Source organism: Limimaricola sp., from assembly GCF_016125575.1.
In the GTDB taxonomy this organism is placed as follows: domain Bacteria; phylum Pseudomonadota; class Alphaproteobacteria; order Rhodobacterales; family Rhodobacteraceae; genus WGLM01.
On record NZ_WGLM01000004.1, the window covers coordinates 678,974 to 699,492 of the forward strand.

A 20,519-nucleotide genomic window follows, 5' to 3' on the forward strand; every position below is an offset into this window, starting at 1 on the left:
GGTTATTTCTTCTTGCCGAAACCGGACAGGCCCGGTGGCAGTTGCATGCCGCCCCGCCCACCAAGGCCGGGCAGGCCGGGCATCCCCTTGGGCAGGGGCGTATTGGCCAGCTGCTGTTGCGCCGCGGCCATCTCCTCGGGCGAGGGGCCCTTGCCGAACATGCCCTTCATGGCCTGTTTCAGCATCCCGCCTTTGCCCATCCGGCCCATCTTCTTCATCATGTCGGACATCTGGCGGTGCTGTTTGAGCAGCTTGTTCAGCTCCGACACCTCAAGGCCCGCCCCGGCGGCGATACGCTTTTTCCGGCTGGCCTGCAGCAGGTCGGGATTGGCGCGCTCGCGCTTGGTCATCGACTGGATCAGCGCGATCTGACGCTTGAGCATGCGGTCGTCCAGACCCGCCTCGGCCATCTGGTTCTTCATCTTGCCCATGCCGGGCATCATGCCCATCAGCCCCTCCATGCCGCCCATCTTGAGCATCTGCTCGAGCTGCATCTTGAGGTCGTTCATGTTGAACTGGCCCTTGGCGAAGCGCTTCATCATGCGCTCGGCCTGCTCGGCCTCGATGGTCGCCTGCGCCTTTTCGACCAGCGCCACGATATCGCCCATGCCAAGGATGCGGCCAGCGACACGCTCGGGCTCGAAGGTCTCGATGGCGTCCATCTTCTCGCCGAGGCCGACGAAGCGAATGGGCTTGCCGGTGATCGCGCGCATCGACAGGGCTGCGCCGCCGCGCCCGTCGCCATCCATCCGCGTCAGCACCACGCCGGTCACGCCGATCTTGTCGTCGAACTCGGTCGCGACGTTGACGGCGTCCTGCCCGGTCAGGCCGTCGACGACCAGAAGCGTTTCGCGCGGGTTGGCCACGTCGCGCACGGCAGCGGCCTGCGCGATCAGCTCTTCGTCGATATGCAGCCGCCCGGCGGTGTCGAGCATGTAGATGTCATAGCCGCCAAGGTTGGCCTGCGTCTTGGCGCGTTTGGCGATGGCAATCGGGTCTTCGCCCTTGACGATCGGCAGCGTATCGACGCCGATCTGTTTGCCGAGGATCGCCAGCTGTTCCATCGCGGCGGGGCGATTGGTGTCGAGAGACGCCATCAACACCCGCTTGCCATCGCGCTCTTTCAGGCGCTTGGCCAGCTTGGCGGTGGTCGTGGTCTTGCCCGACCCTTGCAGGCCGACCATCAGGATCGGTGCGGGCGGATTGTCGATTTTCAGGACGCCCGGATCGGTATCACCGGCCAGCACATGCACCAGTTCGTCATGCACGATCTTGACGACCTGCTGACCCGGCGTGATCGACTTGGTGACAGCCTGCCCAGTCGCCTTGGCCTGCACGGCGGCGACGAAATCACGCGCGACGGCCAGCGAGACGTCGGCCTCCAGCAGCGCGACGCGCACCTCGCGCAGCGCGGTGGCGACATCGGCCTCCGACAGCGCGCCCTGCTTGGTCAGCCGGTCGAAGACACCCGACAGGCGTTCGCTGAGGTTCTCGAACATGGCCTCGGCCCCTTTCGACCCGGTTGCGGACTGATCCCAAGATAGGCAGGGACCGCGAAAAACAAAACGGCGCCCACGGGCGCAACGCGCTGGTGGACGGCGATCCCCGCAAAGGCGCGGGGACCGGAAAGCATGATGCATTCCGGCAGATGCGGCGGATTAGCGCCTTGGGCGGCCCGGAGTCAAGCCTGCCTCAGGTCTTGACGCCCAGCCATGCGTTGATCGCGGCCACGTTCCGCTTTGCGCCGCCCCCGCTGGTATAGACCGGGGTGACAACCAGTCTCTGGGTGGCGGCCTGCGGCCCGAAGATCAGCACCACGCCGTGGCTTTCGCTGCTGGTCGTCCCGCCCAGGTTATCGCTGTGGGCGCTCATCGCGCGCATGGTGTCCACCTCCGTATGGTCCAGGTCCGACAGCCGGAGCGATTGTTCGGTGGTCTTGCGCCGGCCAGTGATCGTCAGCGTCACCAGTCCGGCGCCCCGGTCCAGCCGCAGGCGCACCCGCTTTGACAGCGCGAAGAACAAGAGCCCCGTCGTGCCGCAGCCAACCACCATCAGGAACAGGCCCAGCATCATCAGGTTGCCGTTGCCGCTGGCCACCAGCAAGAGCGAGACGCAAAGAACCACGACGAAGAGTGCGGCCACGATGATCGGCCCGAATAGCGGCCGGTGCTCCATCACCAGAACGGCAGCCGAATTCTCGACAATCTTCATGTTTCAATCCGCGAAAGCTCAAATCTGCGAGGAAGGCTACACGTTGCGCCGGTCGCAAATTCGTTGTTCTTGCGGGCCCGCAAACAGGCCGCCGGATGCTGTGTCAGCAGGGCCACAGCGCCGGCGGTGCATGGTATCTTCCCTATGCCACCAGCGGTTGCTAGGCTCCGTGCTCTGGAACAAGTGCAGCGACAGGCCGGAGGGCGCCAGACGATGGACAATTGGGACGAGGTCAAGACCGCATACCAGGTCGCGCGGCTTGGCACCGTCAGCGGCGCGGCCGAAGTGCTGGGTGTCCACCACGCCACGGTGATCCGCCACGTCGATGCGCTGGAAGGCCGGCTGGGGGTGAAGCTGTTCCAGCGGCATGCGCGCGGCTACACGCCCACCGAAGCCGGCCGGGACTTGTTGCGTGTGGCGCAGGCCACGGATGACCAGTTTACCCAACTTGGCAGCCGTATCCGTGGCCAGGGAGAGGGCGTGCGGGGCGAACTTGTGGTGACGGCCCTGTCCGGCTTTTCCGCGCTGCTTACCCCCGTTCTGGCCGAGTTTCAGCGTGACAATCCGGGCCTGATCATTCGGTTCCTGACCGGCGAAAGGCTGTTCCGGCTGGAATACGGCGAGGCGCATGTTGCCATCCGTGCCGGTGCCGCGCCCGAGCAGCCCGACAACGTGGTGCAACCCTTCGTGCGCCAGCGCATGGCGCTGGTCGCCTCGGACAATTACATCGCCCGGCGCGGCCTGCCGCAGACCGAGGCGGAACTGCCCGAGCATGATTTCGTCGGCGTCGATGACATGGATAGTCGTGCGCCGTTCAACCGCTGGCTGACGGCACTTGTTCCGTCCGAACGCATCGTTTTTCGCACCTCTGACGATCAGGGTCTGCGCGACGCGGTAACGGCAGGGGCGGGCATCGGGTTTGTTCCGATGTCCGAACGGAACGGTCGCGCCGACCTGCATGACGTGCTGCCGCCGCGCGATGACTGGTCTTCGGCCCTGTGGCTGGTCACCCATGTCGATCTGCACCGCACCACCAAGGTGCAGGCCTTTCTGACCCTTCTGAAAGAGCGCGCGAAGGACTGGACCTGCTGATGCGGCCCCACGTCGCGGGCCACCTCGCAATGCTTACCTTCTCGGCCCTGATCGCAGGGTCGTTCGCCTTGGGCTCGCTCGCCGCGAACGATCTCGCGCCGGCGGCGCTGAACGCGGTGCGCTTCTGGATCGCCGCGGGCATCATCGGGGCGCTGGCCGTGGCGCGGGGTGGCGTGCCGCGCAGCGCCCTTGCCGCGCCGTGGCGCTACGTCGTTCTGGGTGTCCTGATGGCCACCTATTTCGTCCTGATGTTCGAAGGGCTGAAGACCGCGCCGCCGGTCAGCGCCTCGGCCGTTTTCACGCTGACGCCGATCATGGCGGCGGGCTTTGGCTGGCTGTTGTTGCGCCAGCGGATGAACGGGCGCATCGCGCTGGCTCTTGCCATCGGGGCCTCGGGCGCGGTCTGGGTGATCTTCCGCGCCGATTGGGGCGCGATCCTGCGCTTTCACATCGGCCGGGGCGAGGCGATCTATTTCTGGGGCTGCGCAGCGCACGCGCTTTATACGCCGATGGTGCGCAAGCTGAACCGCGGCGAAAGTGCTGTTGTCTTCAGCGCGGGCACGCTGCTGACCACAGCCATCGTGCTGACTGTCTGGGGTTGGCCCGCGCTAAGCACAACGGACTGGGCGGCGCTGCCGGGCATCGTCTGGATCACGATCATCTATGCGGCCATTTTCGCCAGCGCCCTTACCTTCGTGTTGATCCAGTTCGCTGCTCTTCGCCTGCCGGCTTCCAAGGTGATGGCCTATACCTACCTGACGCCAACGTGGGTCATCCTTTGGCAGCTGGCGCTGGGTGGCGCGACGCCGCCTGCCGCGGTGGTGGCCGGCGTGGTGCTGACGATGGTCGCGCTACTGCTCCTCCTGCGGGAATGATCCGTCCAGTTCGGCGGCCAGAAACCGTTCGAACCCGTCAAGATCCATCGCCTCCATCTGGCCGAAACCATGCATCCAGACGCTCGCCTCGCGCAGCGCGTCGGGTTCCAGCTTGCACCATTTCAAACGGCCGCGCTTTTCCTGGCTGATCAGGCCCGCATCAGCCAGCACGGTCAGATGCTTGGAAATCGCGGCCAAAGACATCGCGAAAGGCGCGGCCACATCGGTGACGGCCATGTCATCCTCCAGCAACATGGCAAGGATCGCCCGGCGGGTGGGGTCGGCCAATGCGGAAAACACGGTGTCGAGATGGTTGTTCATGATGAAGATCAAGCGTCAGGTCCGCGAAAACGTCAACCGCGCGGTTGAATATGCTCTGGCAGCGAAATGGTTGCGGATTGGCCGTGGCAGCCACGAAATGGAGTATCGTCGCGCAGAAAGTATGTTGAAAAACAATATGTTGACGTTCAGCGCCGCAAGCTTGACTCACGCGCGGGCTGCGTCTAGTCACAGCCCAACGCTTCGAAGGGGACCGAAGGCTTGTCCGACCCGCATGACGCGACCGATCCTGCCGCCCGGCTGAAGGCGCTGGAGGCCAGGATCGCCGCCGCCAAAGGGCAGGACAAACCCAAGCCCCACACGGAGGAGCACTACTCGCAGGCCAACGTGGCATGGCGAATGGTGACGGAACTTGTGGCCGGTCTTGGGATCGGTTTCGGCATCGGCCTGGGCCTGGACAGCCTTTTCGGCACCAAGCCCATCCTCATGGTGCTGTTCATATTGCTGGGCTTCGCGGCGGGGGTAAAAACCATGCTGCGCTCTGCCCAGGAGTTAGCGAAGGGTCAGCCGGGCGCTGACGGGAAAGAGGAAGACGGACGTGGCAGCTGAGGACAAGGCAGCAGAAGGCGGACTGGTGTTCCACCCGCTGGAGCAGTTCAAGGTTCATCCGCTTTTCGGCGACGGGCCGATCCACTGGTACACCCCGACCAACGTGACGTTGTGGATGGCGGTCGCAGTGCTGGTGATCGTGCTGCTGATGGTGGTGGGCGGCCGCAGCCGCGCCATCATTCCCGGTCGCGTCCAATCGGTGGGCGAACTGATCTACGGCTTTATCTACAAGATGGTCGAGGATGTCGCCGGTCATGACGGGGTGAAATTCTTCCCCTACATCATGACGCTGTTCATGTTCATCATCACGGCCAATTACCTTGGCCTGATCCCGATGGCATTTGCCACCACCAGCCACATTGCCGTGACAGCGGTGCTGGCGCTGGCGGTCTTTTTCACAGTCACGATCGTCGGCTTCGTCAAGAACGGGACCGATTTTCTTGGCCTGTTCTGGGTCACCGCCGCGCCGCTGCCGCTGCGCCCGATCCTTGCCGTGATCGAGTTGATCTCGTACTTCGTGCGCCCTGTCAGCCACTCGATCCGGCTTGGCGGCAACGTCATGGCGGGCCACGCGGTGATCAAGGTCTTCGCCGGTTTCGCGGCTATCGCGCTGATCAGCCCCGTCTCGGTCGCCGCAATTACCGCAATCTATGGCCTCGAACTGATGGTCGCCGGTATCCAGGCCTACGTCTTTACCATTCTGACCTGCGTCTATCTCAAGGACGCACTTCACCCGCATCACTAAGGCCGCATCCGGCCGTCAATCTACTTAGCATTCCATCAAGGAGAAACATCATGGAAGCTGTCGCTGCACTCGCCCTGGGCAAAACCATCGGCGCCGGTCTGGCCGGTATCGGTTCGGGCGCCTCGGCCATCGGTGTGGGCCACGTCGCGGGGAACTTCCTCGCCGGTGCGCTGCGCAACCCTTCGGCCGCTGCCTCGCAAACCGCGACGCTGTTCATCGGCATCGCCTTCGCCGAAGCGCTGGGGATCTTCTCGTTCCTCGTCGCGCTGCTGCTGATGTTCGCGATCTGATCACCGTTCTTCCCGATGGCCGGCCGGGCGTGACCCGGCCGGATGTTCCACGACGGATTTCCGGAGGACAAGATGGCCGCTGAAGCCGCAGCCGGCGCTGCCGAATCTGGCATGCCGCAACTCGACATCTCGACCTTCCCCAACCAGATCTTCTGGTTGGCGGTCACGATGGTCGTGATCTATTTCGTGCTGTCGCGTATCGCGCTGCCCCGGATCGCTTCGGTCCTCGCAGAACGGTCCGGCACGATTTCCAACGATATCGCCGCGGCCGAAGAGCTCAAGCAGCAGGCGGTCGCTGCCGAGGCTGCCTATGAAAAGGCCCTGCGCGACGCGCGCGCCGAGGCGAACCGGATCATCGCGGCCACCAAGGCCGAGATCCAGGAAGAGCTGGCCAGCGAGCTTAAGCGCGCCGATGCCCGGATCGCCGAGAAGGCGGCCGAAAGCGAGGCGGCGATTGCGGCGATCCGCGCCACCGCGGTCGAGAACGTGACGGCCGTCGCCAAGGACACCGCGGCCGAGATCGTCGCCGCTTTCGGTGCCAAGGCCGATGCAGCGACCATCGATCAGGCCATCGACGCCCGGATGAAGGAGTGAGTGCGATGAAGCGTCTGCTGACACCCGCCCTGCTGCTTCTGGCAACCCCGGCTTTCGCCGCCGAGGGCCCCTTCCTCTCGCTCCACAACACCGAGTTCGTGGTGACGATCGCCTTTCTGGTGTTCCTCGGCGTGCTGTTCTACTTCAAGGTGCCCCGCATCATCGCCGGGTTGCTGGACAAGCGGGCCGAGACGATCAGCAAGGATCTGTCCGAAGCGCGCGCGCTCCGGGAAGAGGCGCAGGCCCTGCTGGCCTCCTACGAACGCAAACAGCGTGAGGTGAAGGATCAGGCCGAACGGATCATCGCGGGAGCCCGCGAAGAGGCCGCCAGTGCCGCCGAAGCCGCCAAGGCCGAGATTGCGGCATCTGTTGCCCGTCGCCTTGCCGCTGCCGAAGACCAGATCAAGAGTGCCGAGGATGCCGCTGTCAAGGAAGTGCGCGATCGCGCGATTTCGGTCGCGATGTCGGCCGCGCGCGAGGTGATTGCCGCCCAGATGACCGCGACCGCCGCGAACAAGCTGTTCGACGAGGCTTTGGCCACCGTCGAGGCCAAGCTTCACTGAGGCCGGCCAACAGTCAGGAACAGGGGCCCGGCGGTGACGCCGGGCCCTTTTCATTTGCCGCTACCCTTGCCCGAATCGGACCCGGCGGGGCATGGTGCCTCGACCCAAATCCAGACACGCGAGACTGCCATGTCACGGTTCGCCACCGTCCTGTTTGCCATGCTCCTGCCTGCCGCCCTGCCCATGGCGGCCAGTGCGCAGGCACTGTCGGGCGCCTGCCCCGTCGGGGCGCAGGTTGCCGACGAGCAAGGCCAGGTTGGCACGGTTCAGGATACTGACGGCGTCGGCTGCCATGTGAAGCTGGCCGATGGTACCGCCCCCTATTACCTGTCGTGGATGTTGCACCTTGTCGGCACGCCAGCGACCGACCCGGCAGAGGTGGCCAACGTCGCGCCCGGTCACTACTTCTGCTGGGCGGGATCGATCTATCTCAACCTGAGCATTACCATCGCCGCCGACGGCACCTATACCGACATTGAAGGCGCCAGCGGCACATGGAGCTATGATCCCAAGACCCAGCGCATCACCTTCGGATCGGGAAGCTTTGCCGGACAATTCGCGAAATATCTGGGCAAGGAGGGCATCGGCTTGTCGGATAAGCCGACGGATGTCTTCCAGACACTGTGCGATATCGAGAACTGAGGCCGCCTAGCGCGTTGCGTAGAATTTGCGCCGGGCCTCCTGCTCGATCGCCACCCGCAATTCCAGATCGGCCAGTTTCGCCATCGCGACCTTCTGCGCCTCGGGCGTGGTGGCGGCCTGAACGACAAGGCGTTGCGCGGCCACATCCTTGCGCAACTGCACCTCCCGCGGAACGGTGCCCGCTTCGGCCATGATCCGAAATCCCGCGGCCTCGGCCGCGTCGCCGGGGGGCGCGGGCGGCAGCGGCTTGCCCGCGCCGCTCAGGTTGTCGAACTGGCCCTCGGCCTGCGCCTTGCGGATCTGGTGTTCGACCATGCGGGCGGGTTTCACCGGTGCAACTCCTGCTCCAGCCGCTTGCGCGCCAGCGCCTCGTTGCGGTCGGCCTGCTGCTGGTCGGCCACCGTGCGCTGGACGAACCCCAGGTGCGCCTCGACGGCTGTGCGTGCTGCGGCCGGGTCGCGTGCCTGCAGGGCCACGTTGATCGCGCGATGCTGGTCGAGAAGCTGGGTACGGGTGGTGCGGGCGCGGAACATGGTTTGGCGGTTGTAGAACACGCCTTCGCGCAGCAACTGATACATCGAACGCATCATATGCAACATGATCACGTTGTGGCTCGACTCGATGATGGCAAGGTGGAAATCGGCATCCAGTTGCGCCTCGTCGGCCGGGTTGCGCTTCTGGTGCGCAGCCTCCATGCGGGCAAAAATCGTATCGATCACCTTCAGGTCGCTGTCCGAGGCCAACCGGGCGGCGCGTTCGGCCGCCAGCCCTTCCATATCGCGGCGGAACGAGATGTAGTCGTAAACCGCCTGTTCATGCGTCGAGAACAGCCGCACCAACGAGGCAGAGAAGGCCGAACCCAGCACATCGGCCACAAAGACGCCCGCGCCGGCCTTGCTGACCAACAGCCCCGCGGACTGCAACTCGGCAAGGGCCTCGCGCAATGACGGCCGCGAAACACCCATTCGTTCGGCAAGGTCACGCTCGGAGGGCAATCGCTCGCCCGGGCGCAGGATGCCGCGCAGGATCAGGGCCTCGATCTGGCGCACCACGCCATGCGACAGTTTTTCCTGCTGAACCTTCTCGAATGGCATCGTGACCCTCCCCCGCCGCGCAGATCATATGGCCGGTCCGGGCACACCTCAACGACAAAGGGCGGCGCAGGTGCGCCGCCCTTTCTCCCTAGGCTGATGCCGTGGCTACTGGTTCGGTGTGATGACGATCTCCACCCGGCGGTTCTGCGCCCGCCCGGCTGCCGTCTGGTTCGTGGCAACCGGCTGATCTTCGCCCCGCCCGATCGACCGCACCCGGTTGGAGGCGACGCCGTTCGACACAAGGACCGAGGCCACAGCCTGTGCGCGCCGCTGGCTAAGGTCGAGGTTGTAGGCCGCGCTGCCGACGTTGTCGGTGTGACCGATCACGTTGACGGTGGTGTTCGGATAGCGGTTGAGGCTGCCGGCCAGCTGCGCGAGATCGCCCCGCAGCGTGCCGGTCAGCGCCGTCGAGTTGGTGGCAAAGAGGATATCCTCGGGCAGCGTCACGATCAGCTGGCTGCCGGTGTTGACGATGCCCACCTGAGAGCCCATCGACTGACGCAACTCAGCGGCCTGCTGATCAAGCTGCTGGCCGATCAGGGCGCCGCCACCGGCGCCGATCGCGGCACCCAGCAACGCACCACGCCGCCGCGCGGCCGTATTGCTGCCACCGGTCGAGGCGCCAAGAAGCGCACCGGCCACGCCGCCAATCAGGGCGCCGGTTTGGGTCTGACGGTTGGGGTTGTTGGGGTCCTGCATGTTGTCGCAGGCCGAAACGGCCACAAGCGACACGGCGGCAAGGACGAGGGCGAAACGGGGCGCCAAGCGGGAAGGAGCCCGGGGCGCAAGGCTGATCATGGTCATTTGCATTTTGTCCGTTCTGATGGGTGCGCTGATGCGCTCTGGTCCAATCTTATCCCGGATGTCGCGCTGTTATCCAATATCACGGTTCGGGCCGGCGAATTCTCGCCAGCCGCATGCGTTACGCCTCGGCGCGGGCAGATTCCCACGCAAGCATCGCGCGCTTCACCGGCAGTCCCCAGTGATAGCCGCCCAGCCCGCCGGATTTGCGCAACGCGCGGTGGCACGGGATCAGCCAGCTGACCGGGTTGCGCCCCACCGCGGTGCCGACCGCGCGCACCGCCCGCGGATGGCCGATAGCCCCGGCAATTTCGGAATAGGTGGTAACGTGGCCTGTGGGGATCTGCAGCAGCGCCTCCCACACCTTCAACTGGAACGGCGCGCCGATCAGGTGAAGCTGGGTGTCGCCCTTCTGGGCAAAGGCCGCTTCGACCCAGGGCCGAATGGCGGTGGCATCCTCTACATAGTCCGCGCTTGGCCAGCGCGCCTGCAGGTCTGCCAAAGTGGGCTGCGTTCCGGTTTCCGACGCAAAGCCCATGCCGCAAAGCCCGCGGGATGTGCCCATCGCCACGGCCGGGCCGAACGGGCTGTCGAAAACGCCCCAGCGGATGGTCAGGCCCGCGCCGCCCTTTGCAAAGTCGCCGGGGCTCATCGCTTCCCAGCGCAGAAAGAGGTCGTGCAGCCGTCCGCCGCCCGACAGGCCCACCGCATCGGCCACCTCGAGCGTCGTGAAGCGGTCGCGCAACAGCGCCCGGGCCTGCCCCAGCATCAGGTATTGCTGGTAGCGCTTGGGCGAAACGCCGACCCAGGCAGAAAAGACGCGCTGGAAATGCGCGGGGCTCATCCCGATCCGGCGCGCGAGGTCGTCCAGCGCCAGCGGCGCCTCGCCCGCCGCCTCGATCTGGTCGAGAGCGCGGCGGATCACGTGGTAATGATAGCGGTCATCGTTTTCCATGCGCCCAATCTAGGGGGCGCCGTGGCTGCCCGCGACCCGGATTTTGCGCATCCCGCCGCTTGTCAGGGCCCTTGGCCACGGGCATACCGGCGGCATGGCGCGGCAACTCGACTATCACACGATCAGGCAGATCTTCACGCGGTTCCAGGCCGCCGAGCCCGCGCCGATGGGCGAGCTTTACCACGTCAATGCCTACACGCTGTTGGTGGCCGTGGCGCTTTCGGCGCAGGCCACCGATGCCGGGGTCAACAAGGCCACGCGCGGCCTTTTCGCCATCGCCGACACGCCCGAAAAGATGCTTGCGCTGGGTGAAGAGGGGCTGATCGAACATATCAAGACGATCGGCCTTTTCCGCAACAAGGCCAAGAACGTCATCAAGCTCAGCCGTATCCTGCTGGAGGAGTATGGCGGCGAGGTGCCCTCATCCCGTGCATCGCTGCAGTCGCTGCCGGGCGTGGGGCGCAAGACGGCCAATGTGGTGCTGAACATGTGGTGGCATGTCCCCGCGCAGGCGGTCGACACCCATATCTTCCGCGTCGGCAACCGCACCGGCATCGCGCCGGGAAAGGACGTGGACGCCGTCGAACGCGCCATCGAAGACAACATCCCCGCCGAGTTCCAGCAACATGCCCATCACTGGCTGATCCTGCACGGCCGCTACATCTGCACCGCGCGCAAGCCCCGCTGCGCCGATTGCCTGATCCGCGACCTGTGCCCCTACGAGGACAAGACCCCATGAAAACCTATCAGGTCGTCGGCATCGGCAACGCCATCGTCGACGTGTTTTCCCAATCCGACGACAGCTTTCTCGAGATGATGGGAATCGAGAAGGGCATCATGCAACTGGTCGAGCGCGAGCGCGGCGAGATGTTATACGGCGCGATGAAGGACCGGGTGCAGGCGCCGGGCGGGTCGGTTGCCAACACGCTGGCGGGGCTTGGCAACCTTGGCCTGACGACCGCCTTCATCGGGCGCGTGCATGACGATGTGCTGGGCAACTTCTACGCCCGCAGCATGGCCGAGAACGGCACCGATTTCGTCAATCCGCCGGTGCCCGGGGGCGAATTGCCGACCTCGCGCTCGATGATCTTCGTCTCGCCCGATGGCGAACGGTCGATGAACACCTACCTTGGCATCTCTTCCGAATTGGGCCCCGATGACGTGGCCGACGAGGTTGCCGGGCGTGCCGAGATCCTGTTTCTCGAGGGCTATCTTTACGACAAGCCGAAGGGCAAGGAAGCGTTCGAACGCGCCGCACGCCTGTGCCGAGAGGCGGGTGGCAAGGCGGGCATCGCGCTGTCGGACCCGTTCTGCGTGAACCGCCACCGCGACGACTTCCGCCGGTTGGTCTGCGAACTCGACTACGTCATCGGCAACGAGCATGAGTGGGAGGCGCTCTATCAGACAGACCTCTCCACCGCGCTGGAACAGGCCGCGCAGGATGCGGGCATCGTCGTGTGCACCCGGTCGGGCCATGACGTTGTGATCGTGCGGGGCGAGGAAGAGGCGATCGTGCCGGTCACCCGCGTGGTGCCGGTGGATGCCACCGGCGCGGGCGACCAGTTTGCCGCGGGGTTCCTCTACGGGCTGGCGACGGGGCAAAGCCTGTTCACGGCGGGCCGCATGGGCTGCGTCGCGGCGGCCGAGGTCATCAGCCATTTTGGTGCACGCCCCGAGACCGACCTCAAGGCGCTGTTCCGCAAGGCCAAGCTGATCTAGGTTCGCAGCGCGGGCCGGACCATTTGCCGGCCGTGCTCCCTACGTCGGGGCGGCCTTATTGGTCGCGGGGCTGACTGGCTACGACTGCGCCGAAGTAGAAGTCCAGCATCTCGTCAAGAGATGTCGGATTGCGGCGCAGACGGCTGCGCAGGGCGGCCCCTTCCCAGCAATCGATCAGCAGGTCGGCCATCCGCTCCACATCGGTATCTGCCGCGATCTGGCCAAGCTGGCGCGCTTCGTCCAGGCAACCCGCCACCCGCCCGGCGATGGTCGCGAAGCAGCCTTCGATCCGGGTCCGGAACACGTCGCTGACGCCTGACAATTCCTGGCCAAGGCCGCCCAAGAGGCACCCCATGTAGCCCTCTTGCCGATAGGATTGTTGCGTCATCTCGAAGAAGGTCCGGACCCGGACCAGCGGCGGCCGCGTCCTGTCTTCGAGACAGGCATCAAGACCCTCGTGAACCTGCGCCATGTAGCCATCGACGACCTGCAGGGCGAAATCTTCCTTGTCCTTGAAATGATGGTAGAAAGAGCCCTTCGGCGTGCCGGTGGCCGCCAACAGCGCCTGAATCCCGAGGTCGTTGTAGCCGTGTTTCAACAGCATGGGGAGGCCCGCGTCGAGCAGGCGTTGCTTGGTCGCATGCGTTGCCGTTGCTGCGTCGGCTCCGGGCCTCGTGCTTGTGGTCATTGCCAGTCCCGCCGTTCAAGGTGGTGAATCCCGCGCAGGGGTGGCAGGTGGGCTCACCCCTTGGTCATCTCGATCATGTGGTCGATTACATGGCTGTGCTCATGCTGTGGGCTGAACATGATGATCTCTGCATCGGCGTCAACCTTCACGTTGTGGCCGGGGGGCCAGTAGAACAGGTCATCGGCATTGACGGTTTCCGTCGTGCCTGCGGCGTCGGTCGTCGTCAGCCTGCCTTTCAGGACAAAGCCCCAATGCGGGCTTTGGCACATGTCCCCCTCCAGCCCCGCGAACAACGGCGTGGTGTCCACGCCCGCCGACAGGGTGAAGTATTCGCCACTGATCTTGCCCAACCCGGTCGCGTCGCCAAAGTCCTTGTGTTGCCTGATGGTGGCGCCGGGAATCTGCATCCTGATGTCGACCCGTTCTTTTGAAATGCGCATTTTTCTCTCCCTGTTGACCGGCGCTGAATAGACCGACCGGTCTATTCAGCGTACGTCCGGATACGGAGCCAGGTCAAGCGCGATGCCTCCAATGGCCGGCAATCGGTCGCACGAAGTAGTTCAAGGCTTTGTAGAAAATGGATATTTCGTCTCAGGCCGCCGTCGCCTTCTGGCCGGCGACCGAAAGCCATGCGGCGTCGATCCGGTCGATGACAGCGGTGTCGAAGCGGTCCTCTTCCTCCCAGTAGCGCCCCGAGGGCACCATGTAGCCGGCGCGTGCCTCGGCGCGGATCGCGGCGGCAAAGGCCGCGCGGTCGGGTCGGGCAGGTCCGGGCAGGGCGGCCAAGTCGGCGGGGGTGGCGTGCGGAAAGACAAGGCGGCTGGCCCCGGTGCCGAGGTTGACCAGCGCGCAACCCTGCTGCGCCGCCATTGCCATCAGCCGGGCCGACTTCGCCTCGAGGCTGCGCAAGGTCTTGTCGCGGCGCAGCGGATCGGCGGTGCCCTTGCCGTAGAAATGCGTCTGCGGCCCCTTGGGATAGACCATGTCGCAGCCGATATAGGCAATCACCCGCGGCCTGAGCGCGTGCAGCGCCCAGTAGGAGGCGGTGAACGCCATCGTCCCGCCGGCATAGACGAAACCGCCATAGGCGTTCTGGGCCGGCACGAAATCGGCCGCCGTGATGGCGCGCTGGCCGGGGGCCAGGGCCTGCGGGCGGCGTTCGGGCGGGAAATCCTCGGGATAGACCAACGCGTCCCAGTCGGGCCGCACCTGCCAGGCGTTGTTGATCGCGACGACCGTGTCGAAGGGCGCGCGTGGCCAGTCGCGGCAGCGCAGCACATCGGGACCGCTCCCAAGCATCAGGACAATCGACATGGGCTGCGCTCCCTGCGGCGTCTATGTGGCGAGAAAGTTAGGGCAGCGACGATGTCAGTCCAGTAAAACTCGTCAGCGCCAAGGTCGGGGCGTCCGCTCCAGCTTGCGCCAGAGGCCCGGCAGATCGGCCAAATCCTTCCCGGCATCGTGATCGAGCCTGTCCACTGCGGTTGCGAGCACGTCCTGCGCATCCGCTGCCAGCGCGCCTGCAGCAACAAGTTGTTCCAGCACCCGCCGCGCCACCGAGGCATCGTTCAATCGGCCCAGCCCGTCTTGCAGCCGCGCCAGCCGCTTGTGAAACTTGGCTGTGCGGTCATGGGGCCAAAGCGGGTCGGTCAAGTCGAGGACATAGCGCAGCATCTTGGCCCGTTTGCGCATCTTGTGCCGTTCATTCGCGCCTTGTCGGGTCAGCTGCCGCGCCGCGCGACGTAGCTTGCGCCATTGGCAGTTCAGCCGATCGGCGGCCAGCGGTGTCAGCGGCACTGCGTCAGCACTGAATTTCCCTTCGGTTACGTCGGTCAGCGCGACAAGCAGGGCTTCCGCTCGGGCCTCTTGCAAGACGGCGCGGAGGCGCGCGCGTTCCACGCTGGCGGCGGCGGTAAGCCCGGCGAGCGGACCACGGCCGGCAGGCCCTTTCATCCGTGGTGCCAGCAGGCCCGCCACCATTTCAAGATCGCGCGTATGGCCCACCTCGCGGGCCAGCCAGCGTGCCTCGGCCGCCATGCTCCGCGCCGCGTCGCCATGAATTGTGGTGGCGTATAGCCAGAGCGCCGCGCGCAATCTGCGCAGACCGACGCGCAGCTGGTGAGGCCCTTCGGGATCGTCGGTTGTCAGCACTGCGGTCTTTGCCGAAGCAATTTGCGCGGCACAGTTGCGCAACGCGTCGCGTGCGCCGCTTGCTGCGTCTGTTTTCGGCATCACCATCGCCCACTCAAAACTCGGACCAAGCCTAGCATGCGGGTGCTGAAACGTCAGCGCCGGTCGATTAGTCCCACGATCAGCCAGACCGCCAGCGCCCATGCCGCGCCCAGTGCCCAACCTGCCAGCACGTCGGTGGGCCAATGAACGCCAAGGTAGACCCGGCTGACACCCACCCCCAGCGTCAGCAGGATCGCAAGGCCGAGCGCAAACATCCGTTGGCCCTTGCCCGTCTCGGCATGGGCCAGAACAACCGCCAGCGTCAGGTAGACCACCGCCGACATCATCGAGTGCCCCGAGGGAAAACTGGCGGTGTCCACAAAGGTCAGGTGCGGAACGACCTCGGGCCGGGGCCGGGCGATAACGATCTTGGCCAGCGTGCTGACCAGCGCACCGCCGCCCGCCGCAACCAGCATCAGCACCGCCGCGCGCCCCCGCCCGGCCAACCACTGCCAGCCGGCGACCGCCAGCGCAACCAGCGTCAGCGTCAGCGTGGAGCCCAACGCGGAAAGGTCACGCATCGCCTCGGCCAGCGCGGGTGGGCCAAGCGGGCGGGCAAGGTCGGCCGGGTGGCGAAAGGCCAGCAGCAGGCGGGCATCGAAACCGGGCTGCCCCTTGTCCTCGACCATGTCGGCCAGCCCACCGAAGGCCCATAACCCCGCCGCCACAAGGGCCAGCAGGATCAGTGCGCCGGGGGTCAGATCTTGCCAGAAACGGCGCAGGCGGTCCATTGCGGCCCTACTTGCCCAGCTTGGCGTGAACCTCGTCCAGATCGACCTCGCCCAGCGGCATCTTGTTGGCCGGGTTCTCGAAATCGTAATTGAACAGCCTGAAATCGCGTTTGTAGATCTCGTACATCAGGTGCATCGAGAGGTCGTCGAAATAATCCTCGACGGGGTGCAGCCGCTTGGGCCCGTGCCCCTCGCTCTCGTTGAAGCGCGGGATCGTGGCCAGGTCGACGGGATGGGCCGGGTTTATATTGTCCAGCACCACCTGCATCCCCTCGTTGAACTTCTCGGTGAAGAAGATGTGGTCGAACCGCCCGCCATTGACGATCAGCGTCGAGATATGGCCCGACATGGCTGACCAGTGGATGTCGGGGTCCATCGGGCGGCGCCAGCGGATGGTGTCGCGCGCGAACAGCAGGAACCGCCGGAACGACTTGACCTGATCAAACTCGAACCCCGTCTCGGGGCTACCCACCTCGACCCCATATTTCTGCGTCAGCATCGGCACGAGGTTGCCACGATAGCGTTTGCCGTTGCGCTGGATGCCCGCGATCTTGTCGAAGAACGACGACAGGATGCGCGTGTAGGGGTTGCGCACGCAACTGAAGGTGAATCCCTTGTGCGCGCGCACGTTGCGCGAGATCAGTTCCTTGCTTTCCTCGCTGGCCCATTTGTGAAGGCCCTCGGTCGCGTCGTGGATGTCGCCATCAAAGAAACTGCCCTTGTCCACGTAGTAAAGGATCTGCCCGATCGTCGAGCAGGCGCATTTGGGCACCACCCGGTAAACCGTGCTTTCGCTCAGCGTCATCCACGTGCCGGGGAATGTCATCGTGGGGTGGTTCCTTTCATCGGCCGATTGCCGTGGCGACGGCGCCGCGGGCGTCTGGCCAGATTGCCTGTACTTCGTTTTGGCGTCAAAAGAACAAACTAGCCCTGTTTATTCAACGCCTCTTCACGCTATCAAGACGAAACAACCCCGCGAAAAGACTGGCGACTGTCCCTGTTATGTCAAAGATCGCATTTGTCCTTCTCTGCCACAAGGACCCGGATGCCGTCATCCAGCAGGCGACGCAGCTGACCGCGGCGGATGATTACATCGCGATCCATTTCGATGCCCGCTCGCCGCTCGCCGATTTCCAGCGCATCCGCGAGGGGCTCAAGAACAATCCCAACGTCGTCTTCGCCACCCGGCGGATCAAATGTGGCTGGGGTGAATGGAGCCTTGTGCAGGCCACCCTTCATGCGATCGAGGCGGCCGAGCAGGCATTCCCGCGTGCCACGCATTTCTACATGGTCTCGGGCGATTGTCTGGCCATCAAGTCAGCCGTTTACGCGCATCGTTTCCTTGACGCCGAAGATGTCGACTACATCGAAAGCTTCGACTTTTTCGAAAGCGACTGGATCAAGACCGGGATGAAGGAAGACCGCCTGATCTACCGGCACTGGTTCAACGAGCGCAGGCACAAGTCGCTGTTCTACTGGTCGGTGCGTCTGCAGCGGCGGTTGCGGCTGACGCGCGCGATCCCGGCGGATCTTCAAATCATGATCGGCAGCCAATGGTGGTGCCTGCGCCGTCATACGATCGAAAAGATCCTTGGCTTCGTGAAAGAGCGGCCCGACGTGATGCGCTTCTTCCGCACCACGTGGATTCCCGACGAGACGTTCTTTCAGACGCTGGTGCGCCACCTTGTGGCGTCCAATGAAATCCGCAATCGCACGCTGACCTTCCTGATGTTCACCGACTACGGGATGCCAGTGGTCTTCTACAACGACCATTACGATCTGCTGCTGGGGCAGGATGCGCTTTTCGCGCGCAAGATCAGCCCCGACGCGAAAGAGCTGAAACTGCGGTTGGGCCGCCTCTTTGCTTCGGATCGTGACGATTTCCGCATTTCGAACGAGGGGCGGGGCCTGTTCGAGTTCCTCACCGGTCGCGGCCGCGTCGGGCGGCGCTTTGCCACCCGGTTCTGGGAAAACGATGCCAGCCTTGGCCGCGACCGCGAACTGCTGATCGTGGCATGCAAGAAATGGCACGTGGCAAAGCGGCTGGCCGGGTCAATCAAGCACCACACCAACATTCCGGCGATCGACTACCTGTTCAACGAGGAAAGCACACCCTTGCCCGATCTGGGCGGTATCCAGTCGACGCTGGGCAAGCGCACGCGTCACCGCCGCGCGCTGATGCGGATGCTGTTCGATTATTTCGAGACCGACCGGCTGGTGATCTGCCTCGACACCGCCAGCATGGACCTGTTGCAGGATTTCTATTCGGACCGCTCGACGACGCGGCTTCTGGAAATCCAGTGCAACTTTACCGATGAATACCTGATTGGCCATGCCAAGCGGGTGGGGCTGGCGGGCGACGAGACGACGCCGGAGTCGCTGGCCGCCCTGTTGCCCACAATCCGCTACGACGTGACCTTTGAAAGCGACCGTATCCGCGACACCGGTTTCCCGCATCATTCGCGTCTGCGAGAATCTGCCCCGCTTGACGATCAGGTCGCTGCCATTGACCGGTTCATCGGCCTTGGGCCCGAGGTGGCGCTTGGCCTTGCGCAAACCCCCCACCTGTTTTCCGACTGAGGTACAAGATGGACTTTCACTACGATCCGCAGAATATCTTTGCCCGCATCCTGCGTGGCGAAATCCCCAACAACACCGTCTATGAAAGCGAGCACGCGCTGGCCTTTCACGACATCAACCCGCAGGCGCCGGTGCATGTGCTGGTGATCCCCAAGGGTGCCTATGTCAGCCTTGACCACTTCGCGCGCGACGGCAGCGCGGAAGAGCATCTGGGCTTCATGCGGGCGGTCGCGCGGGTCTGCGAGATGCTGGAGGTCGAGGGCGGGTTCCGCGCCATCTCGAACACACGCGGCGATGCCCACCAAGAGGTGCCGCATTACCACCTGCACATTCTGGCCGGGCGCAAGATGGGCCCGATGCTGGTGCCGCAAGGCTGAGCCTCAGAACCACATGTCGGCCACGCAGCGCCCGTCGCGCGGCAGGTCGTCGAAGGTAACCAGCCCCTCGAAATGGTCGATCGGCAGATGCGCAACCGGCCCCGGCTCGGTCAGGCGCAGGTTGACGGCCATCCGGCGGCGCCCCTTGTGCGGCTCCAGCGCCCGCCATGCGACAACGCAGCCGCAGTCGGGGCAGAAATGAAAGCCGATCTCGGGCGGGCCGTTGTCGGCGCGTGCATAGACGGACGTTTCACCCGTCATAGCAACATCCTCGCCCTCGTGCCCGTAGATCCATAACACGCCGTAGCGCCGGCAAACCGTGCAGTTGCACGCCGTGACCGATGTCGGCGTCGCGTCGAATGTCCAGTGAACCTTGCCGCAATGGCATTTGCCTTCGAGCATTTCCGCCTCCCTGCCTCTCGCGGTCAGGTTAGCGGGACGGCCCTTGCGCGGCTAGTGCGCCGAAGTCAGCGACAGGAAAACATCCTCAAGGTCGGATTCCATCGTACGGATATCGCGGATCGCGATGCCCGCGTCGTGCACCGCGGCCAGCAGCGCCTCGGCCGGGATCCGGCTGGGTGGATAGGTCAGTTCGAGGCTGCCATCGGGACGCAGCGTGCCGGTGGCCCCCTCGGGCAGCGGCGGCAGCGCGGCCTCTCCCTCGGGCACGATCAGCATCGTCTTGGAATCCATCCGGCCCAGCAGGTTGGACGTGGTGTCGCGGGCAATGAGGCGGCCCTTGTCGATGATCGCGATCTCATCGCACATTTCCTGCGCTTCTTCGAGGTAATGCGTCGTCAGGATAATCGTCATCCCCTCGTCGTTCAGTCGCCGCACGTTGGTCCAGAGCTGGTTGCGCAACTCGATGTCGACGCCTGCCGTCGGTTCGTCCAGCACAAGGATCTGCGGGCTATGCACCAGCGCCTTGCCCAGCAAGAGCCGCCGCCGCATCCCGCCAGAGAGCGAGCGGGCATAGGCCTCGGCCTTGTCGGTCAGGCCAATCAGTTCAAGGATTTCCTCGGTGCGGCGCTGCGCGCGCGGCACGCCGTACAGCCCCGCCTGCACATCAAGGCTGCCCCGCGGGGTAAAGAACGGGTCAAGATTGGGCTCTTGCGGCATCACGCCGATCGCAGCGCGGCTTTGGCGCGGGTTGGTGTCTTGATCGAAGCCCCAGATGCGCACCTTGCCCGACGTCTTGATCACCAGCCCGGCGAGGATATTGATGATTGTCGACTTGCCCGCGCCGTTGGGGCCGAGCAGGCCGAAAATGGAGCCGCGCCGGATATTCAGGTCAATCCCCTGCAGCGCCACCTTGGCGGCAGAGCGCCCGGTCGCGGCATACGTCTTGTGCAGGCCCGCGATTTCGATCGCGTTGCTGGTGTCGGTTTCGGGGCTGGCAAGGGGCATGGCAGGCTTTCGCGGCTTTTCCCCGGTGCGGGGCT

At 64.7% G+C, this 20,519-nt stretch carries 28 protein-coding genes; 13 read left to right on the top strand and 15 right to left on the bottom strand.

Annotated features, from left to right (window positions below):
* Nucleotides 1-2: 2 nt before the first annotated feature.
* Together ffh and GC146_RS10300 are read right to left on the bottom strand one after the other, a co-directional pair.
* Complete coding sequence (gene ffh / locus GC146_RS10295) at nucleotides 3-1,499, bottom strand: signal recognition particle protein (RefSeq protein ID WP_291837771.1); 1,497 nt, start codon at nucleotides 1,497-1,499, stop codon at nucleotides 3-5.
* A 193-nt stretch (nucleotides 1,500-1,692) separates the two neighbouring features.
* Nucleotides 1,693-2,211, bottom strand: a complete 519-nt coding sequence (locus GC146_RS10300) for a hypothetical protein (protein ID WP_291837774.1) — start codon at nucleotides 2,209-2,211, stop codon at nucleotides 1,693-1,695.
* Between the two features lie 213 nt (nucleotides 2,212-2,424).
* Here GC146_RS10300 and GC146_RS10305 point away from each other — a divergent pair, with 213 nt between their 5' ends.
* Both GC146_RS10305 and GC146_RS10310 read left to right on the top strand, forming a co-directional pair.
* Entirely contained in the window at nucleotides 2,425-3,303 is an 879-nt protein-coding gene (locus tag GC146_RS10305) for a LysR family transcriptional regulator (protein ID WP_291837777.1), read from the top strand.
* Nucleotides 3,303-4,178, top strand: coding sequence for a DMT family transporter (locus GC146_RS10310; RefSeq protein WP_291837779.1), 876 nt, complete (start codon nucleotides 3,303-3,305; stop codon nucleotides 4,176-4,178). Before GC146_RS10305 ends, GC146_RS10310 begins: the two co-directional genes overlap by 1 nt.
* Here the strand turns inward: GC146_RS10310 and GC146_RS10315 are convergent.
* Nucleotides 4,155-4,499, bottom strand: a complete 345-nt coding sequence (locus GC146_RS10315; protein ID WP_291837781.1) for a metalloregulator ArsR/SmtB family transcription factor — start codon at nucleotides 4,497-4,499, stop codon at nucleotides 4,155-4,157. The genes GC146_RS10310 and GC146_RS10315 overlap by 24 nt on opposite strands.
* Between GC146_RS10315 and GC146_RS10320 the strand changes: the two genes are divergently transcribed.
* The 7 genes from GC146_RS10320 (at nucleotide 4,498) to GC146_RS10350 (ending at nucleotide 7,900) form a co-directional block, all read left to right on the top strand.
* Entirely contained in the window at nucleotides 4,498-4,761 is a 264-nt protein-coding gene (locus tag GC146_RS10320; protein WP_291837784.1) for a hypothetical protein, read from the top strand. The two genes, GC146_RS10315 and GC146_RS10320, sit on opposite strands and share 2 nt — an antisense overlap.
* A complete protein-coding gene (locus GC146_RS10325) occupies nucleotides 4,719-5,066 on the top strand; it encodes an AtpZ/AtpI family protein (protein WP_291837787.1) in 348 nt (115 codons plus the stop codon). Before GC146_RS10320 ends, GC146_RS10325 begins: the two co-directional genes overlap by 43 nt.
* Entirely contained in the window at nucleotides 5,056-5,811 is a 756-nt protein-coding gene (locus tag GC146_RS10330) for a F0F1 ATP synthase subunit A (RefSeq protein WP_291837790.1), read from the top strand. Before GC146_RS10325 ends, GC146_RS10330 begins: the two co-directional genes overlap by 11 nt.
* 50 nt (nucleotides 5,812-5,861) lie before the next feature.
* Nucleotides 5,862-6,101, top strand: a complete 240-nt coding sequence (locus GC146_RS10335) for a F0F1 ATP synthase subunit C (RefSeq protein ID WP_291837793.1) — start codon at nucleotides 5,862-5,864, stop codon at nucleotides 6,099-6,101.
* A 72-nt stretch (nucleotides 6,102-6,173) separates the two neighbouring features.
* Nucleotides 6,174-6,695, top strand: a complete 522-nt coding sequence (locus tag GC146_RS10340) for a F0F1 ATP synthase subunit B' (protein WP_291837797.1) — start codon at nucleotides 6,174-6,176, stop codon at nucleotides 6,693-6,695.
* Between the two features lie 5 nt (nucleotides 6,696-6,700).
* Nucleotides 6,701-7,258, top strand: a complete 558-nt coding sequence (locus GC146_RS10345; protein ID WP_291837800.1) for a F0F1 ATP synthase subunit B — start codon at nucleotides 6,701-6,703, stop codon at nucleotides 7,256-7,258.
* 159 nt (nucleotides 7,259-7,417) lie between these two features.
* Nucleotides 7,418-7,900 carry a hypothetical protein gene (locus GC146_RS10350; protein ID WP_291837802.1) on the top strand — a complete coding sequence of 161 codons (483 nt, stop codon included), beginning with the start codon at nucleotides 7,418-7,420 and terminating at the stop codon, nucleotides 7,898-7,900.
* Nucleotides 7,901-7,906: 6 nt separating this feature from the next.
* Here the strand turns inward: GC146_RS10350 and GC146_RS10355 are convergent, their stop codons facing one another.
* From GC146_RS10355 to GC146_RS10370, 4 genes are all read right to left on the bottom strand, one after another.
* Nucleotides 7,907-8,230 (bottom strand): DUF1992 domain-containing protein, encoded by a 324-nt coding sequence (locus GC146_RS10355; RefSeq protein WP_291837804.1) that lies wholly within the window; start codon nucleotides 8,228-8,230, stop codon nucleotides 7,907-7,909.
* Nucleotides 8,227-8,994 carry a FadR/GntR family transcriptional regulator gene (locus GC146_RS10360; RefSeq protein WP_291837807.1) on the bottom strand — a complete coding sequence of 256 codons (768 nt, stop codon included), beginning with the start codon at nucleotides 8,992-8,994 and terminating at the stop codon, nucleotides 8,227-8,229. The genes GC146_RS10355 and GC146_RS10360 overlap by 4 nt, the downstream gene beginning before the upstream one ends.
* 105 nt (nucleotides 8,995-9,099) lie before the next feature.
* Nucleotides 9,100-9,792, bottom strand: coding sequence for an OmpA family protein (locus tag GC146_RS10365; protein WP_291838522.1), 693 nt, complete (start codon nucleotides 9,790-9,792; stop codon nucleotides 9,100-9,102).
* A gap of 124 nt (nucleotides 9,793-9,916) precedes the next feature.
* Nucleotides 9,917-10,750, bottom strand: a complete 834-nt coding sequence (locus tag GC146_RS10370; protein ID WP_291837810.1) for a bifunctional helix-turn-helix domain-containing protein/methylated-DNA--[protein]-cysteine S-methyltransferase — start codon at nucleotides 10,748-10,750, stop codon at nucleotides 9,917-9,919.
* A 94-nt stretch (nucleotides 10,751-10,844) separates the two neighbouring features.
* Between GC146_RS10370 and nth the strand changes: the two genes are divergently transcribed.
* Nucleotides 10,845-11,489: an endonuclease III gene (gene nth / locus GC146_RS10375; RefSeq protein WP_291837813.1), complete on the top strand. Its 645-nt coding sequence runs from the start codon at nucleotides 10,845-10,847 to the stop codon at nucleotides 11,487-11,489.
* On the top strand, nucleotides 11,486-12,469 hold the full coding sequence (locus GC146_RS10380) for an adenosine kinase (RefSeq protein WP_291837816.1): 984 nt from the start codon (nucleotides 11,486-11,488) through the stop codon (nucleotides 12,467-12,469). Before nth ends, GC146_RS10380 begins: the two co-directional genes overlap by 4 nt.
* A gap of 55 nt (nucleotides 12,470-12,524) precedes the next feature.
* Here the strand turns inward: GC146_RS10380 and GC146_RS10385 are convergent, their stop codons facing one another.
* The 6 genes from GC146_RS10385 to GC146_RS10410 form a co-directional block, all read right to left on the bottom strand.
* Nucleotides 12,525-13,157, bottom strand: a complete 633-nt coding sequence (locus GC146_RS10385; RefSeq protein WP_291837819.1) for a TetR/AcrR family transcriptional regulator — start codon at nucleotides 13,155-13,157, stop codon at nucleotides 12,525-12,527.
* A 53-nt stretch (nucleotides 13,158-13,210) separates the two neighbouring features.
* Nucleotides 13,211-13,597, bottom strand: a complete 387-nt coding sequence (locus tag GC146_RS10390) for a hypothetical protein (protein ID WP_291837822.1) — start codon at nucleotides 13,595-13,597, stop codon at nucleotides 13,211-13,213.
* A 151-nt stretch (nucleotides 13,598-13,748) separates the two neighbouring features.
* Nucleotides 13,749-14,471 (bottom strand): hypothetical protein, encoded by a 723-nt coding sequence (locus GC146_RS10395; protein WP_291837825.1) that lies wholly within the window; start codon nucleotides 14,469-14,471, stop codon nucleotides 13,749-13,751.
* Between the two features lie 72 nt (nucleotides 14,472-14,543).
* Nucleotides 14,544-15,389, bottom strand: coding sequence for a CHAD domain-containing protein (locus GC146_RS10400; RefSeq protein ID WP_291837828.1), 846 nt, complete (start codon nucleotides 15,387-15,389; stop codon nucleotides 14,544-14,546).
* 53 nt (nucleotides 15,390-15,442) lie between these two features.
* Nucleotides 15,443-16,120 carry a phosphatase PAP2 family protein gene (locus GC146_RS10405; RefSeq protein WP_291837830.1) on the bottom strand — a complete coding sequence of 226 codons (678 nt, stop codon included), beginning with the start codon at nucleotides 16,118-16,120 and terminating at the stop codon, nucleotides 15,443-15,445.
* A 7-nt stretch (nucleotides 16,121-16,127) separates the two neighbouring features.
* Nucleotides 16,128-16,946 (bottom strand): sulfotransferase family protein, encoded by an 819-nt coding sequence (locus GC146_RS10410; protein ID WP_291837833.1) that lies wholly within the window; start codon nucleotides 16,944-16,946, stop codon nucleotides 16,128-16,130.
* 176 nt (nucleotides 16,947-17,122) lie between these two features.
* Between GC146_RS10410 and GC146_RS10415 the strand changes: the two genes are divergently transcribed.
* Complete coding sequence (locus GC146_RS10415; protein ID WP_291837835.1) at nucleotides 17,123-18,700, top strand: DUF5928 domain-containing protein; 1,578 nt, start codon at nucleotides 17,123-17,125, stop codon at nucleotides 18,698-18,700.
* A gap of 8 nt (nucleotides 18,701-18,708) precedes the next feature.
* Nucleotides 18,709-19,077, top strand: a complete 369-nt coding sequence (locus tag GC146_RS10420) for an HIT domain-containing protein (RefSeq protein WP_291837837.1) — start codon at nucleotides 18,709-18,711, stop codon at nucleotides 19,075-19,077.
* Nucleotides 19,078-19,080: 3 nt separating this feature from the next.
* Here GC146_RS10420 and GC146_RS10425 read toward each other — a convergent pair whose 3' ends face one another.
* On the bottom strand, nucleotides 19,081-19,479 hold the full coding sequence (locus tag GC146_RS10425) for a GFA family protein (protein ID WP_291837839.1): 399 nt from the start codon (nucleotides 19,477-19,479) through the stop codon (nucleotides 19,081-19,083).
* Nucleotides 19,480-19,530: 51 nt separating this feature from the next.
* Nucleotides 19,531-20,484, bottom strand: coding sequence for an ABC transporter ATP-binding protein (locus tag GC146_RS10430; protein ID WP_291837844.1), 954 nt, complete (start codon nucleotides 20,482-20,484; stop codon nucleotides 19,531-19,533).
* Between the last annotated feature and the right edge of the window lie 35 nt (nucleotides 20,485-20,519).

Excerpts from the sequence above, each read along its gene's own strand:
- GC146_RS10395 (WP_291837825.1), bottom strand. The coding sequence starts at position 14,471 with ATGTCGATTGTCCTGATGCTTGGGAGCGGTCCCGATGTGCTGCGCTGC.
- GC146_RS10420 (WP_291837837.1), top strand. The coding sequence starts at position 18,709 with ATGGACTTTCACTACGATCCGCAGAATATCTTTGCCCGCATCCTGCGT.
- GC146_RS10415 (WP_291837835.1), top strand. The coding sequence starts at position 17,123 with ATGTCAAAGATCGCATTTGTCCTTCTCTGCCACAAGGACCCGGATGCC.
- nth (WP_291837813.1), top strand. The coding sequence starts at position 10,845 with ATGGCGCGGCAACTCGACTATCACACGATCAGGCAGATCTTCACGCGG.
- GC146_RS10310 (WP_291837779.1), top strand. The coding sequence starts at position 3,303 with ATGCGGCCCCACGTCGCGGGCCACCTCGCAATGCTTACCTTCTCGGCC.
- GC146_RS10315 (WP_291837781.1), bottom strand. The coding sequence starts at position 4,499 with ATGAACAACCATCTCGACACCGTGTTTTCCGCATTGGCCGACCCCACC.
- GC146_RS10335 (WP_291837793.1), top strand. The coding sequence starts at position 5,862 with ATGGAAGCTGTCGCTGCACTCGCCCTGGGCAAAACCATCGGCGCCGGT.
- GC146_RS10305 (WP_291837777.1), top strand. The coding sequence starts at position 2,425 with ATGGACAATTGGGACGAGGTCAAGACCGCATACCAGGTCGCGCGGCTT.
- GC146_RS10370 (WP_291837810.1), bottom strand. The coding sequence starts at position 10,750 with ATGGAAAACGATGACCGCTATCATTACCACGTGATCCGCCGCGCTCTC.
- GC146_RS10400 (WP_291837828.1), bottom strand. The coding sequence starts at position 15,389 with ATGCCGAAAACAGACGCAGCAAGCGGCGCACGCGACGCGTTGCGCAAC.
- GC146_RS10340 (WP_291837797.1), top strand. The coding sequence starts at position 6,174 with ATGGCCGCTGAAGCCGCAGCCGGCGCTGCCGAATCTGGCATGCCGCAA.
- GC146_RS10410 (WP_291837833.1), bottom strand. The coding sequence starts at position 16,946 with ATGACATTCCCCGGCACGTGGATGACGCTGAGCGAAAGCACGGTTTAC.
- GC146_RS10380 (WP_291837816.1), top strand. The coding sequence starts at position 11,486 with ATGAAAACCTATCAGGTCGTCGGCATCGGCAACGCCATCGTCGACGTG.
- GC146_RS10365 (WP_291838522.1), bottom strand. The coding sequence starts at position 9,792 with ATGATCAGCCTTGCGCCCCGGGCTCCTTCCCGCTTGGCGCCCCGTTTC.
- GC146_RS10390 (WP_291837822.1), bottom strand. The coding sequence starts at position 13,597 with ATGCGCATTTCAAAAGAACGGGTCGACATCAGGATGCAGATTCCCGGC.
- GC146_RS10360 (WP_291837807.1), bottom strand. The coding sequence starts at position 8,994 with ATGCCATTCGAGAAGGTTCAGCAGGAAAAACTGTCGCATGGCGTGGTG.
- GC146_RS10405 (WP_291837830.1), bottom strand. The coding sequence starts at position 16,120 with ATGGACCGCCTGCGCCGTTTCTGGCAAGATCTGACCCCCGGCGCACTG.
- GC146_RS10345 (WP_291837800.1), top strand. The coding sequence starts at position 6,701 with ATGAAGCGTCTGCTGACACCCGCCCTGCTGCTTCTGGCAACCCCGGCT.
- GC146_RS10300 (WP_291837774.1), bottom strand. The coding sequence starts at position 2,211 with ATGAAGATTGTCGAGAATTCGGCTGCCGTTCTGGTGATGGAGCACCGG.
- GC146_RS10320 (WP_291837784.1), top strand. The coding sequence starts at position 4,498 with ATGATGAAGATCAAGCGTCAGGTCCGCGAAAACGTCAACCGCGCGGTT.
- GC146_RS10430 (WP_291837844.1), bottom strand. The coding sequence starts at position 20,484 with ATGCCCCTTGCCAGCCCCGAAACCGACACCAGCAACGCGATCGAAATC.
- GC146_RS10385 (WP_291837819.1), bottom strand. The coding sequence starts at position 13,157 with ATGACCACAAGCACGAGGCCCGGAGCCGACGCAGCAACGGCAACGCAT.
- ffh (WP_291837771.1), bottom strand. The coding sequence starts at position 1,499 with ATGTTCGAGAACCTCAGCGAACGCCTGTCGGGTGTCTTCGACCGGCTG.
- GC146_RS10350 (WP_291837802.1), top strand. The coding sequence starts at position 7,418 with ATGCTCCTGCCTGCCGCCCTGCCCATGGCGGCCAGTGCGCAGGCACTG.
- GC146_RS10425 (WP_291837839.1), bottom strand. The coding sequence starts at position 19,479 with ATGCTCGAAGGCAAATGCCATTGCGGCAAGGTTCACTGGACATTCGAC.